The following is a 279-nucleotide window of genomic DNA, read 5'->3' on the forward strand; positions in this document are numbered from 1 at the left end:
CAGGAAACGGGTCCTGTTCGTCGCTCCAACGAACACTTACCTCGCCTATGGCAACGAGCATCTTTGGGAGGGCGAGCGCGGAATCGCCCATCAAAAGATGATGAGTTTTCCGATCGTGCTGGACAAGGCGGAAACCATTCTTCAGCAGATACCTTCACTCGGCAGATCGCTGTACGATCGGCATTCGGACGATAGCGGGGTGATCTATGCTTCGCGGTTGCGCCCCCTGACCAACGTGCAGCCAAACTACATCAACTGGCTGGCGGGCGGACCGAGACA

Annotated in this window: 1 protein-coding gene; it reads left to right on the forward strand. The window is 57.0% G+C overall.

The window, feature by feature from the left end:
- A partial coding sequence (locus EN845_RS35820) for a N,N-dimethylformamidase beta subunit family domain-containing protein (RefSeq protein ID WP_348631141.1) occupies nt 1-279 on the forward strand: 279 nt, incomplete at both ends.

The organism is Mesorhizobium sp. M8A.F.Ca.ET.202.01.1.1, from assembly GCF_004791595.1.
Lineage (GTDB): Bacteria > Pseudomonadota > Alphaproteobacteria > Rhizobiales > Rhizobiaceae > Mesorhizobium.